This window comes from Phyllobacterium calauticae (assembly GCF_019991125.1).
Taxonomy (GTDB): domain Bacteria; phylum Pseudomonadota; class Alphaproteobacteria; order Rhizobiales; family Rhizobiaceae; genus Phyllobacterium; species Phyllobacterium calauticae.
In genome coordinates this window covers 355,176-368,800 of sequence record NZ_JAGENB010000003.1, presented here as the reverse complement: position 1 = coordinate 368,800, position 13,625 = coordinate 355,176, and the positions used below count along the sequence as shown (strand labels likewise).

The following is a 13,625-nucleotide window of genomic DNA, read 5'->3' as shown; positions in this document are numbered from 1 at the left end:
CCGGATCAGGGGAAGGAAACGTCATGGCTGCGTCTAAACGGGGCATCTGGGGATGGATGCTCTTCGACTGGGCGGCGCAGCCATTCTTCACCGTCGTCACGACCTTCATCTTCGGTCCCTATTTTGTTGCGCGGATGGCGAGTGATCCCGCCATCGGCCAGGCGGCCTGGGGCTATGGCATAGCCATATCAGGCCTCGTCATTGCTGTGCTGTCACCCGTCCTCGGGTCGATTGCCGATCAGACCGGCGCGCGCAAGCCGTGGATCGGCTTCTTTGCCGTCATCCAGATCATTGCCCTGTCGATGCTGTGGTTCGCCGCGCCGGGTTCAAGTCTCATTGCTCCGCTGATCTTCTTTTCCCTGGCATCGATTGCTGCGGAATTCTCCATTGTTTTCAACGACTCCATGATGCCGCGGCTGGTGCCGGAAAAGGATATCGGGCGCATTTCCAACATGGCGTGGGGACTCGGTTATCTCGGCGGCATGATTGTGCTGATCTTTGTCGTCGCCTTCATGGCCGGCTCGCCGGAAACCGGAAAAACCATGCTGGGATGGCAGCCGATCCTGGGGCTTGATCCCGCTGCAGGCGAGGGCGACCGCGCAACCGGACCGCTGTCAGCACTGTGGTATCTGGTTTTCGTGCTGCCGATGTTCCTGTTCACGCCCGACAGCGCAAAAGGGCTGCCCATCGGCAAGGCGGTGCGCGGGGGGCTTGCGGAGTTGAAATCCACCATTGGCGAGGTGCGCCGGCGCCCGGGCATCTTCCGCTTTCTGATCGCCCGCATGATTTACCAGGATGGCGTCAACGCCCTGATCGCCCTTGGCGGGGCATTTGCCGCGATCATGTTCGGTTGGGCAACCGTGGAGATCGGCATCTACGGCATCATCCTGAATGTCGTTGCGATTTTCGGCTGCCTTGCAGCGAGCTGGCTCGATACGCGGATCGGCTCGAAGGCGGTGGTGGTGATCTCGCTGCTGCTATTGACCATCGCGGCCATCGGCATCGTGTCGACTGGGCCCGGCTACACGCTGTTTGGATTGTTGCCGCTGACCGGCGCCGATACGGGCGGGCTGTTCAAGACACCCGCCGAGAAGGCCTTCATCGTGTTCGGGCTTCTCATCGGGCTTGCCTTCGGCCCGGTGCAGGCATCGTCGCGGTCCTACATGGCCCGCAGCGTGTCGATCGACGAAGCCGGCCGCTATTTCGGCATCTATGCCCTGTCGGGGCGGGCTACGAGTTTTCTCGCGCCATTTATGGTTGCCACTGTGACAGCGCTGAGCGGATCGCCACGCCTCGGCATGGCGATGATCATCGTCTTCCTGCTGGCCGGACTGGCTGTCCTGTTGCGAACACCCTATCCGGCCGCAATTCCGGCAAGGCTTAGTGCCTGAAATGGCGCATGCCGGTGAATACCATGGCAATGCCGTGTTCATCGGCCGCAGCGATAACGTCCTCGTCCCGCATGGAACCACCGGGCTGGATGACGGCCGTGGCCCCGGCGGCGACCGCTGACAGCAATCCGTCGGCGAAGGGGAAGAACGCGTCGGAGGCGACGACCGAGCCTTTGGTCAGGGGTGTCGCCAATCCGGCGGCTTCAGCAGCATCTTCCGCCTTGCGGGCGGCAATGCGTGCGGAATCAACGCGGCTCATCTGACCGGCGCCGATGCCGACCGCCGCTCCATCCTTCACATAGACGATGGCATTGGATTTGACGTGTTTGGCGATACGGAAGGCAAGCTTCAGGTCGGTCATTTCCTGTTCGGTTGGCGCGCGTTTGGTCACGACCTTCAGATCGAGATCGTCGACCACGCCGCTGTCGCGTGACTGGACGAGAATGCCGCCGGCAACAGTCTTTGCGGTGATACCGGATGCACGCGGATCGGGCAGGCCGCCGGTGACGAGCAGGCGAAGGTTTTTCTTGGCGGCAACGATTGCCTGGGCTTCCGGTGTTGCATCCGGCGCGATGATCACCTCGGTGAACGTCTTGACGATTTCTTCTGCCGCATCCGCATCGAGTGTCTTGTTGAGTGCGACAATGCCGCCGAAGGCCGAAACGGGATCGCAGGCCAGCGCCTTGAGATAGGCTTCCTTCAGTGTCGCGCCCTCGGCCACGCCGCAGGGGTTGGCATGCTTGATGATAGCGACGGCCGAGGTGCGGGCCGGATCGAACTCGGCAACCAGTTCGAAAGCTGCGTCGGTATCGTTGATGTTGTTGTAGGAAAGCTGCTTGCCCTGCAGCTGGGTTGCCGTTGCAACGCCGGGACGCTTTTCGCCGGTGAGATAAAAGCCGGCGGACTGATGCGGGTTTTCACCGTAGCGCATGACGGAATGCAGGTGGCCGCCGATGGCCCGGCGCGATGGCGTCTCGGTCATCAGCGCTTCGGCAAACCATCCGGAAATGGCCGCATCATAGGTTGCCGTGCGGGCATAGGCCTTGGCAGCCAGACTCTGGCGGAAAGAATAGGGCAGTGATCCCTCGTGCTTGTCGAGCATGGCAATCACCATTTCGTAGTCGCCGGTATCAGTGACCACGCCGACATAGGCATGGTTCTTTGCTGCGGCGCGGATCATGGCCGGTCCGCCAATGTCGATGTTCTCGACGATATTGGCGTAGTCGGCACCGGAATGGCGAACCTCTTCAAAGGGGTAGAGATTGATGACAGCCAGATCGATGGCACCGATGCCGTGCGCCTGCATGGCATCAGCATGTTCCGGATCGTCGCGCACCGCCAAAAGGCCGCCATGCACCTTGGGGTGCAGGGTCTTGACGCGGCCATCCATGATCTCGGGAAAATTGGTAACCTCGGAAACATCAATGACCGGAATGCCTTCCGCCGCAATGGTCTTGGATGTACCGCCCGTCGACAGTATTTCGATACCGTGCCGGTGCAGCGCATGGGCGAGGGCTGTCAGGCCCGCCTTGTCGGAAACCGAAATGAGCGCACGCTTGACGGGATGAAGGTTCGGAGCGGGAATGGATTTTGCAGTGACGGCCATGGGAGAATTCGTCCTCAGCGGGAAAGTTTGGGGGATTTGGACAGCCGGTTAGCACAGGCAGCCAAGGAATCCTACTTCCGATCGCATATTCAGACGAATTGGGGCGGTTTTCCCCACCACAAGGGGTCAGCCATAGGCGCCGAGGGATGTCCGGGTGAATTGCCATTCCACTTCCGGCAGTTGCGCCGCACTCAGCGAAAGCGTGATCTGGCGCGTTTTGACCGGCCCGCGGAACCCGGCGAAGAACAGCGAGTCTTCGATGAAGGGCTGAACGGTGGCGGAAAACATCCAGATATCGTCATTGTCCACCTGCAGGATGATCAGGCCGTTATCATCGACACTGACATTGACCGCCGGATGGAGATGAAAGCGGATGACCACATTTTCGCGGCCGGTCCCGCGCAGCGGATTGCGGCCGGCGGCAAAGAAACTGTCGATGCCCTCGATGACACTGCCATTGTGCGACAGGACGATCTGGCGTTCGTGGTAGATGCCGAATGGCCGGACATAGCCATTATGGTTGGCGACGAAACCAACCGCACCGGGCCGTTCGATCCGCTCCACATTCACTTTTGTCGGCCCGGCGATGATCGGCGTGCCGATCATGGTGGAAAGCCCGGAGGTCGCGCTGAAACGGCATGACGAGGTGTCATTGATCGTCGCGGTGGAATGCGCAGCGGTGGAGCGCGCCAGCGGGCGGAATTCTTCCGGACCGTAGCGGTCGACACCGGCATTGACGATGTAGCGATTGCGCCCGGATGACATTTCGAAAGACAGGCACCCGGCATGGGCGTCGCGCGACGCGGTGACCGGCGGCGCAAGGCCGGTATCGGCAATGATGGTGGTCGAATCCATCGAGAGCCGCTCATAACCCGAATGCAGCGCATGGGTCAGGGGCAGGCCGCCAATATCGTCGTGGCGCAGAACGGCGATGACGCGTTCGGGCATCGTCGCGCCGACGCCGTTGAAGAGGGCCAGGTTGCCGTCGTGATGGCGGAAGAAACGCAACGCGGGCAGCATGCGCTCGATGGCTTCCATCAGCGCCTTCGGCGGTGCCTCGGTGCCGCTGGCATAGGTCTGGCGCAGGGGAAGAAGGTCGGCCAGAAGCTCGAGCACCGTCAGCGGATTGCGGGAGATATGCCCGCCATCCGGCAGGATCTGGTGAATGAGCTCAAACTCGAGATTGCGACGGGCCGAGCGCGCCGTATTGGATGAAACGGGCAGCGCCAGCGCGGCAAAGGCAAGCGCAATGCGGGCGCGCAGTTTCTCTTCGCCATCGTCCATTACGGCGGCCATGGTCCTCAGATAACGCACCTGGGTGGCGAGCGAACGCATGAATTGCCGGTATGCGCGCAGGTCTGCACCCGCCAGGATGAGGCTGGAATGCTGGAGCCAGGCGATAATGCGCTGGGCTGTGACCTCGGGAGCCCAGGCAGGGCCGCCGATCGAGCGTCCGTGGGTCGCTATCCAGTCGCTGAGCAGCGCGCGGGCATTGGCTGTTGCAAGTTCGGTGCCGGAAGCACGCATATGGCGCAGCCAGCCGAAATTGTGCAGCGCCGCCTGCCAGGCGGCATTGGGTGGCTCGACGATGAAGGGCGAGCGCCCGCCGGTTTCAACCACCCGGCCGGCAAGGGCAAAGCGACCGTGGTAAAACTCTTCTGCAAGCTGCGGGTCGGCTGGGCGCAAATCCTGCGGTGCAATCAGCACGCGTTCGGGGGTGAACCCGGTGAAACGCCAGCGAAACAGTGGCCCCATGCGCAAGCGCCTGCGAAAACGGCGCCACAATTGCGCAGTCGCAAGTCCCCAAAGTTGCGGTGTTTCGCTAAAAGCGACCATCTCGCGGCATTTCCTCGCTTCGCCGCATTCCGGCGCACTTCAGTCTGCTGTTACGCATGTTCGCGAAACATGTCCCGCATGGCGGAATCCTGTCCCGGCTCCCTGAAATCATTGCTTTGGTTTCAACCCATCGACGACAAATCGGGACTATGCAACCAAAACAGTTAAAATTTTAGTATTTGATTTTAATCTTTCCGGCGAAAACGTGCAGCGAAGAAACCATCCATGCCTGAGAGGGCCGGATCATCGTTGGCAAGGTCAGCCGGTGTGGAACGCACATAGCCCTCCGGGGTGATCAGTTCGGCAAGCCCGCCCACCTCGTCCTTGCTTACGGGCAGCAATTCGATGGACGGATTCTTGGCCAGAAGATCGTTGGCAACCTTTTCGCCTTCCAGCGGATCGAGCGAGCAGTTGGAAAAGACCACGACGCCGCCGGGTTTCACCAGTGTAACAGCATGATCGAGCAGCTTGGCCTGAAGCGTTGCCAGCTTCTGGATATCGGCCGGCGACTTCGTCCACGGAACGTCGGGATGGCGCCGCACGGTGCCGGTGGAGGAGCAGGGCGCATCGAGCAGAACCGCGTCGAACGGCTCGGCTGGAGTATAGGCGGCGAGATTGGCTTCCACGGTTTCCGCCGCGAGCTGCAGGCGCTCAAGGTTTGATCGCAGGCGTTTCAACCGATTGGCCGACAGGTCAAGCGCCGTGACATGCGCGCCGGCCTGCGCCAATTGCGCCGTCTTACCGCCGGGAGCGGCACAAAGGTCGGCAACACGCTTTCCCTTGATGTCGCCGAAGAGTTTTGCAGGAAGGCTAGCTGCCGTATCCTGCACCCACCAGTCGCCTTCCGCAAAGCCTGCAAGGCTGGTCAGCGCACCATCGACCTGGGCGATGCGCACCGACCCGGTCGGGAGGGCAATGCCGCCAAGGCGCTCCGCCCATTCCTGCGGATCACCCTTGACGGTGAGGTCAATGGGCGGTTCCTTGCTCTGAATATCCAGAATAGCCTTGGCTTTTTCCTTGCCATAGGCGGCGATCAGGCCATCTTCGAACCACGCCGGTACGTTGCTCGCATTCGAAACGAGAGTGTCTCGCTCGCGCGACAGGCGGCGCAGCACGGCATTGACCATCGAAGCGAAACGGCGGTTGCGTGGATCGTTGTTGGCGGCGGTCACCGCCAGATCGACAGCGGCGCGATCGGGGATATCGAGATAGAGAATCTGTGCGGCGGCCACGTGCAGCAAGTGACGCAGGGCAACGGCGTTTTCGGGCAGCGGCCGGTCGATCAGCTGACCGATGGCTGCTTCAATGGCGCCGCGATTGCGCAGGGCAGCACCGAGAATAGCGCGAACCAGCGACCGGTCGCGGTCGTCAAGCGCCATGTATTGCGGATGACCGTTGCTGTTGTCGGTAAGGCCGTCCAGCGAGGTCTGCTTTTCAATGACGGCACCCAGCAGCCGGGTTGCACATTGGCGCGCCGCCAGCCCCGGCCGGTCTTCGGCCTCGTGGTAATTTGAGGTGCTGTTCTTCTTGCCGAATGGCCGCTTTCTCTCCTGTCCCGCGCTCATGCCCATGGGCCTTTGCGCGAGGAACCGTCACGGCCCCAGGGGGACGGCGTCTCGTCCTGAGGCTCCTCCTGTGCGGGAGCAGCCGGCGTTGCCATTGGCTGTGGTGCGGCAGGACGCTGGCGAAACTCTTCCACCATGGCCTGCAAGGCCGCGACACGGTTTTCGGTGCTCGGATGGGTGGAGAACAAATTGTCAGCTCCTTGGCCGCTCAATGGATTGATGATGAAGAGCGACGCGGAGGCCGGGTTGCGCTCGGCCTCCTCGTTGACGATCTCCTTGGCGCCGCGGGCAATCTTGTTGAGTGCGGAGGCGAGCCACAGCGGGTTGCCGCAAATCTCAGCGCCGCGCCGGTCCGCCGAGTATTCCCGCGTCCGGCTGATGGCCATCTGCACGATCATGGCGGCGAACGGCGCAACGATCATGGCAACGAGAACGCCGATGAAACCGAGGGGATTGTTGTTGTTGCGATTGCCACCGCCAAAGAACATGGCAAAATTGCCAAGCATGGAGATTGCTCCGGCGAGGGTGGCTGTGACGGTCATGGTCAGGGTATCGCGGTGCTCGACATGCGCCAGCTCGTGCGCCATGACAGCTGCAACCTCGTTCGGTGACAGTCGATGCAGCAGTCCGGTAGACGCGGCCACCGCGGCGTTCTGCGGATTGCGTCCCGTGGCGAAAGCATTCGGCTGATCATTTTCGATGAGATAGACCCGTGGCATGGGCAAGCCAGCGCGCGCGGCGAGATCGCGCACGATGCCGTAATATTCCGGGGCATTGTTCCGGTCGACTTCGACGGCATTGTACATCCGCAGGACCATCTTGTCGGAGTTCCAGTAGCTGAAGAGATTCATGCCTGTCGCAACGACGAGGGCAATCAGCATGCCGCCGGTGCCGCCAATGAGAAAACCGACGCCCATGAACAAGGCGGTCATGAAGGCGAGCAGCATTCCAGTGCGCATTACATTCATGGTGTCATTCCCCGCATTGTGAACATTTCACGTATCAAGATCATTCCTTTTGTTCGACATCTTCCGGTATATGATGGTGTTTCACACAGCAAGCTTCAATGATGGACAGACCAGAATGACCAGCGACCAGACATCGGAGACGCCGCAGGCCGAGACCGGCGAGCAGCCGTCAGGTAAGCCTTTCGATCAACTGCCGCCTGCCGCACAGCGCGCATTGCTGGAAGCTGAGGCGCGCCGCAAGGCCGAGGAACAACAAGCCGGCCAGCCGCGGGAGATCGGTGGGCGCGGCGGCAAGGATCCCGCCCGCTTCGGCGATTGGGAAATCAAGGGCCGCACCATCGATTTCTGATCCCGCCGGCCTAGTGCCGGATGATTTCGATGCCCAGTTTTTCCCGCCGCAGCCAACGGCTCATCAGCAGAATGGCGGCGGCAGCCAGGCCGGACAGCAGGCCGAGCCAGATGCCTGCACCTTCCAGCTTCAGCCAGAAACCGAAGGCGACCGAGAGCGGCAGGCCGATGCCCCAATAGGCAATGGCCGCATAGATCATCGGTATCGTCGTGTCATGCAGGCCGCGCAGCATGCCGCTGGCAACGGCCTGCCCGCCGTCAAATATCTGAAAAAGCGCGGCAAAAGCCAGAAACGACACTGCGAGGGATACGACCGGCGCATTGGCCGGATCGCTGACGTCGATGAATGCGCGGATGAGCTGGTGGGGCGCCAGGAGCATGAGCAGCGCTGTCAGAACCATGAAGCCTGTGCCGGCTGCAAATGCCACCCAGCCCGCCCGCTTGATACCATCCCGGTCCTGTGCGCCGTAGGCCCTGCCAATGCGCACCGTGGCGGCCTGGCCAAAGCCCATGGGCACCATGAAGCTGATCGACGCGATCTGGATGGCAATAGCATGGGCGGCAAGGGAATCGGGCCCGATAATGCCCATCAGAAAGGCGGCCGCGTTGAAAATGGTCACTTCAAAGCTGAGGATCGCTGCAATGGGAAGGCCGAGGCGCAGGAGTTCGCGATAGCGGGCCCAGTCGGCGCGCCAGAACCGGCCAAACAGGCGGTAGCGGCGAAACTGCCGGTCGCGCAAAACGACAATGACAAGACCGATGAACATCAGCGCGGAGGACAGCGTCGTGGCAATGCCCGAGCCGACGATGCCGAGTTTGGGGAAACCGAAATGGCCGAAGATCAGGCACCAGTTTGCCAGGGCATTGAACATCACGGCGAGGACGGCGATCACCAGCGCCCAGCCGGGACGCTCGAGTGCTGCGAGGAATGAACGGACGACGATGTAGCAATAGAACGGCAGGGCTGCCCATTGCAGGGCCCTGACATAGGCGCCTGCTTCGGCTGCAAGCGCCGGATCCTGCCCCATGGCCGTCAGGATCGACTGGGTGTTCCACAGGACAAGCCAGATGGGAATGGAGATCGTCACCGCAATCCACAGGCCCTGGCGCACGGTGCGGCGGATTTCCCGGACGGTGTGTTTGTTGCGGCCAAGCTCGCGCGCCATCATCGGTGATGTCGCCAGCATGAGACCAAGGCCAAAGATCATCGGAACATAATAGAGGTTGGTACCAAGCGCCCCTGCGGCCAGCGTGTGCGCGCTGACCCAGCCCATCATCATGACGTCGGTTGCCGTCATGGCGGTCTGAGCCAGGTTGGTGAGAATCATCGGCCAGCTCAAGGACAGCATTGCAACGATTTCGTCACGCCATGCACGCTTCGGTGCTGCGTTTGGGGTCGAGAGGGCGGACATCGTGGGTCTTTCCGAGGGAATTGCCTCGTATAGAGGCAGAGTGCACCATTTTCAGGCAGAAATCTTGGTATCATCAATTTTGGAAAGAGCAAAGTGCATCACGGATACAATCTGGCGTTGGTTTCATTTGGAATGTCATCCGATTAATACTTGGAGGAATTGACATATTGTAATTTAAAAAATACATTTTTAATGCAGATCAAACAGACGGACACCTATCGGAGATGGGAGCGGACGCTTAGAGACGACAGGGCAAGAGCTGCGATTGCTGCCCGGCTGTTCCGTTTGGCCAATGGTCTGGTTGGTGATGTTTTGTCAGTCGGACAGGGCGTCTGCGAGTTGCGCATTCACTACGGACCCGGCTATCGCGTTTATTTCAAACGGCACAATTCCGAGATTGTCATTCTCTTGTGCGGTGGGAACAAGAGCACGCAACAGCAGGACATACGCAATGCAAAACTGTTGGCTGCAGAATGGAAAGACGACAATGGCGACAAAGCTTTATGATTATGATCCAGCAGAGGCTTTGAAATCGGACGATGCAATCGAAGTGTTCCTGGCCGATGCGTTTGAAACCGGCGATGCAGGTCATATTGCAAAAGCGCTGGGTGTCGTGGCGCGCGCCAAGGGGATGACGAGCATTGCCCGTGCAACCGGCTTGGCGCGTGAACAACTGTACAGGTCTTTGAGCGAGGACGGGAATCCGACGCTTGAGACGACCATTGCCGTCATGAAGGCGATCGGTTTCCGGATTACAGGAAAACGTGCTGCCTGAACGGAAAGGGCCACTCCGAAGAGTGGCCCCGCAATTCCGTCTGGCACAAAGCTGTCGTTTGGCCTTCTTACCCCTGGACTAGCCAGGGTTGCTTATTCAACGGAGAGACGATCCCCGATGGAAAGCATCAGACGCCTTGTGGCAGTTTGCGAAATCACGAGACATCGGATCACCTCCTTTTCTATCGTTGAACACAAATTGAGAATGGGGTCTGCCGCGTCAGGTTTCAAGGGAAAATTTTCAATCGCCGTTTTCAGCTGCCCGTGAAAGTGCGTTGCCAGCCGGAAACGAAGCGCATAGGTTCTGCCGGACCTCCGGCAGCAGTGTGCTGGAGCCTATGATTTGGAGTTGTTGCATGGCGGCACAAGAAAGCGCGGCGCGGATCATCCGCACAGTCCTACACATGCTGGAGCCGCAATTTGCCGTCGAGCTATGGAATGGCGAGCGTATCGGCGACATGGACGGCCCGGTGCTTGCGATCAACGATCCGATGGCCGTGCGCCGTCTGGCGCTGAAACCCAACATCGGATCGATCGTCGAGCTGTGGATTTCGGGCCAGATCGACGTGAAGAACGGCACGCTGTTCGACCTGGTCGAGCGTGGGCCCAAGGGCAGGTTCAAGCAGAAGCTCAAGACCCTGCCCAAATGGCAATTGCTGAAGGACGTGCCGGCTTTGCTGCTCGGCGGCCGCGGGACGGATGCTTCGGGCGTCGATGGACAGAAGCCTTTCGTCAGCGGCTCCGACAAGGCGGCCATTACCCACCACTATGATGTCTCGAATGAATTCTACCAGCTCTTCCTCGACGAGCGCATGGTCTATACCTGTGCCTACTTCACCGATTGGGCCAACAGCCTCGATCAGGCGCAGGAAGCCAAGCTAGACCTGATCTGCCGCAAGTTGCGCTTGAAGCCCGGCGAAAAACTGCTGGATATCGGCTGCGGCTGGGGTGCGATGCTGATCCATGCGGCCAAGCATTACGGCATCACCGGAACCGGCGTGTCGCTTTCGGAAGCCCAGACTGCGCTTGCCCGCGAACGGATCAAGGCAGAGGGTCTGGAAGACAAGATCACCATTCACGTGAAATCCTACGAACACCTCGACGAGGAGTTCGACAAGATTTCATCGATCGGCATGTTCGAACATGTCGGCATCGCCAATTACGATACGTATTTTTCCAGCGTACATCGTCTGCTGCGACCGGGTGGCCTTTACCTTCATCACGCCATCACCCGGCGCATGAAGCGCAACAAGAAGACGTTCGGCCGCAAGAGTGCCGAGCATCTGGCGTTGGTGAAATATATCTTCCCGGGCGGTGAACTCGACCATCTCGGCATGACCATTGAAAATCTCGAGGGTTATGGTTTCGAGGTTCACGATGTGGAAAACCTGCGCGAGCACTATGGCCGGACCTGCCGTCTCTGGGCCGATCGCCTGCATGCCCGCTTTGACGAGGCGATTGCCGAAGTCGGTGCGCCAAAAGCCCGGCTCTGGCTGCTCTACCTGACCGGCTGCGCGCTGGCGTTCGAGCGCGGGACCGTGCAGATCAACCAGACGCTCGCATCCAAACGCAAGCGCGGGATTTCCGCCGTGCCGCAGACAAGGGCCGATCTCTATCGCTAGAGACCGGCTCTTGTTCGGGTTTTTGTAGCGGCTTGCCGCTCAGCCCTTCTTGTTCTGCCGGTTGGCGATCAGGTCATCGACAACAGCCGGATCGGCCAGTGTCGACGTATCGCCCAGCGAGCCGAAATCGTCCTCGGCGATCTTGCGCAGGATGCGGCGCATGATCTTGCCCGAGCGCGTCTTGGGCAGGCCCGGTGCAAACTGGATCTTGTCCGGGGAGGCAATCGGCCCGATTTCCTTGCGCACATGCGCAACAAGTTCCTTGCGCAGCTCATCAGTGCCTTCTAGTCCGGCCATCAGCGTGACATAGCAATAGATGCCCTGTCCCTTCAGGTCATGGGGATAACCGACAACGGCCGCTTCCGAAACCGTGTCATGGGAGACCAGAGCCGATTCCACTTCGGCGGTGCCCATGCGGTGACCCGACACGTTGAGCACGTCATCGACACGGCCGGTGATCCAGTAATAGCCATCCTTGTCGCGGCGGCAGCCATCCCCGGTGAAATACTTGCCCTTGTAGGTGGAGAAGTAAGCCTCGATGAAGCGCTTGTGATCGCCGTAAAGCGTGCGCATCTGCCCCGGCCACGAGTCGGTGATGCAGAGATTGCCGTCGGCTGCACCTTCCAGCACATCACCTTCATTGTCGACCAGCTGTGGCTGCACGCCGAAGAACGGGCGCGTGGCGGAACCCGGTTTCAAGTCGGTGGCACCCGGCAGCGGCGTGATGAGAATACCGCCGGTTTCCGTCTGCCACCAGGTATCGACGATGGGCGAGCGCTTGTCGCCGACCACCTGATAGTACCATTCCCAGGCTTCCGGATTGATCGGTTCGCCAACCGAACCAAGGATGCGCAGCGATTTGCGCGAGGTCTTCTTGACCGGCTCATCGCCGGCGCTCATCAGCGCACGAATGGCCGTGGGGGCGGTGTAGAAGATGTTGACCTTGTGCTTGTCGATGACTTCCCAGAAGCGCGAATTGGTGGGGTAGTTGGGAACACCTTCGAACATCAGGGTTGTAGCGCCGTTGGCAAGCGGGCCGTAGACGATATAGGAGTGGCCGGTGACCCAGCCCACATCGGCCGTGCACCAGTAGATATCACCATCGTGATAGTCGAAGACATACTGGTGCGTCATCGAGGCATAGACGAGATAGCCGCCTGTCGTGTGCAGCACACCTTTCGGCTTGCCGGTGGAGCCCGATGTGTAAAGGATGAACAGCGGATCTTCAGCCTTCATCTTTTCCGGCTTGCACTCGGGCTTCACGCTGAGAATTTCCTCGTGATACCAGAGGTCGCGGTTGGGCGCCCAGCTGGTCTTGCCACCCGTGCGGCGGACAACCAGCACGTTCTTCACCATCACATAATTCTTGGCAGCGATGTCGATGGCCTTGTCTGTATTGTCCTTCAGCGGGATCGGCTTGCCGCCGCGCATGCCTTCATCGGCCGTGATGACGAAGGTGGATTCGCAATCGATGATGCGGCCGGCAAGTGCATCGGGCGAGAAACCGCCGAAAACGACGGAGTGGACAGCGCCGATACGCGCGCAGGCCAGCATGGCGTAGGTGGCTTCGACGATCATCGGCATATAGATCGTCACGCGGTCGCCCTTCTTGACGCCGTGCTTCTTCAGCACATTGGCAAGACGGCAGACCTGCTCATACAACTCGTTGTAGGTGACTTTCTTGTCGAGATAGGGATTGTCGCCCTCCCAGATGATGGCGACCTGGTCGCCGCGCTTCTTCAGGTGCCGGTCGATGCAATTGTAAGAGACATTAGTCTGGCCGTCTTCGAACCATTTGATCGCGACCTTGCCCTCGAAGGAGGTGTTCTTGACCTTGGTATAGGGTTTGAACCAGTCGATGCGCTTGCCGTGCTTGGCCCAGAACTTCTCCGGATCCTTGATGCTCTGCTTGTACCAGGCGAGATATGTTTCATTGTCGATAAGCGCGTTCTTCTTCGCGCTTGGCAGCACGGGGTAGACCTTCTCGGACATCAATTTCCTCCAAACCTGAGCTGACGGGCCTCCACCCGGATGCCTCCCGGGGAGAGAGGCGCATGGCGTTCATTATCACCATGCAAATCGATGCGTAAATACAACAAATGC

11 protein-coding genes are annotated in these 13,625 nt (G+C 60.0%); 5 read left to right on the top strand and 6 right to left on the bottom strand.

What is annotated here, in order from left to right:
• Positions 1-23: 23 nt before the first annotated feature.
• On the top strand, positions 24-1,391 hold the full coding sequence (locus J1W56_RS13645; RefSeq protein WP_223613824.1) for an MFS transporter: 1,368 nt from the start codon (positions 24-26) through the stop codon (positions 1,389-1,391).
• Here the strand turns inward: J1W56_RS13645 and purH are convergent.
• The 4 genes from purH to htpX form a co-directional block, all read right to left on the bottom strand.
• Entirely contained in the window at positions 1,381-2,997 is a 1,617-nt protein-coding gene (gene purH / locus J1W56_RS13640) for a bifunctional phosphoribosylaminoimidazolecarboxamide formyltransferase/IMP cyclohydrolase (protein ID WP_223613823.1), read from the bottom strand. The two genes, J1W56_RS13645 and purH, sit on opposite strands and share 11 nt — an antisense overlap.
• A 126-nt stretch (positions 2,998-3,123) precedes the next feature.
• Complete coding sequence (locus J1W56_RS13635) at positions 3,124-4,833, bottom strand: heparinase II/III family protein (protein WP_223613822.1); 1,710 nt, start codon at positions 4,831-4,833, stop codon at positions 3,124-3,126.
• Between the two features lie 185 nt (positions 4,834-5,018).
• Positions 5,019-6,398 carry an RsmB/NOP family class I SAM-dependent RNA methyltransferase gene (locus tag J1W56_RS13630; RefSeq protein ID WP_223613821.1) on the bottom strand — a complete coding sequence of 460 codons (1,380 nt, stop codon included), beginning with the start codon at positions 6,396-6,398 and terminating at the stop codon, positions 5,019-5,021.
• The gene (gene htpX, locus J1W56_RS13625; RefSeq protein WP_223613820.1) at positions 6,395-7,366 is read right to left on the bottom strand and encodes a zinc metalloprotease HtpX; all 972 of its coding nucleotides are present in this window, start codon (positions 7,364-7,366) and stop codon (positions 6,395-6,397) included. The genes J1W56_RS13630 and htpX overlap by 4 nt, the downstream gene beginning before the upstream one ends.
• Positions 7,367-7,481: 115 nt before the next feature.
• Between htpX and J1W56_RS13620 the strand changes: the two genes are divergently transcribed.
• Positions 7,482-7,715 carry a DUF1674 domain-containing protein gene (locus J1W56_RS13620; RefSeq protein WP_223613819.1) on the top strand — a complete coding sequence of 78 codons (234 nt, stop codon included), beginning with the start codon at positions 7,482-7,484 and terminating at the stop codon, positions 7,713-7,715.
• Positions 7,716-7,725: 10 nt separating this feature from the next.
• On the opposite strand, the gene J1W56_RS13615 is transcribed toward J1W56_RS13620, so the two are convergent.
• Positions 7,726-9,126, bottom strand: coding sequence for an MATE family efflux transporter (locus J1W56_RS13615; RefSeq protein WP_223613818.1), 1,401 nt, complete (start codon positions 9,124-9,126; stop codon positions 7,726-7,728).
• Positions 9,127-9,318: 192 nt separating this feature from the next.
• Between J1W56_RS13615 and J1W56_RS13610 the strand changes: the two genes are divergently transcribed.
• From J1W56_RS13610 to J1W56_RS13600, 3 genes are all read left to right on the top strand, one after another.
• Positions 9,319-9,633, top strand: a complete 315-nt coding sequence (locus J1W56_RS13610; protein WP_223613817.1) for a type II toxin-antitoxin system RelE/ParE family toxin — start codon at positions 9,319-9,321, stop codon at positions 9,631-9,633.
• Positions 9,614-9,901, top strand: a complete 288-nt coding sequence (locus J1W56_RS13605) for an addiction module antidote protein (protein ID WP_223613816.1) — start codon at positions 9,614-9,616, stop codon at positions 9,899-9,901. Before J1W56_RS13610 ends, J1W56_RS13605 begins: the two co-directional genes overlap by 20 nt.
• A gap of 355 nt (positions 9,902-10,256) precedes the next feature.
• On the top strand, positions 10,257-11,522 hold the full coding sequence (locus J1W56_RS13600) for an SAM-dependent methyltransferase (protein WP_223613815.1): 1,266 nt from the start codon (positions 10,257-10,259) through the stop codon (positions 11,520-11,522).
• A 39-nt stretch (positions 11,523-11,561) separates the two neighbouring features.
• Here the strand turns inward: J1W56_RS13600 and acs are convergent, their stop codons facing one another.
• Positions 11,562-13,514, bottom strand: coding sequence for an acetate--CoA ligase (acs, locus tag J1W56_RS13595; RefSeq protein WP_223613814.1), 1,953 nt, complete (start codon positions 13,512-13,514; stop codon positions 11,562-11,564).
• Between the last annotated feature and the right edge of the window lie 111 nt (positions 13,515-13,625).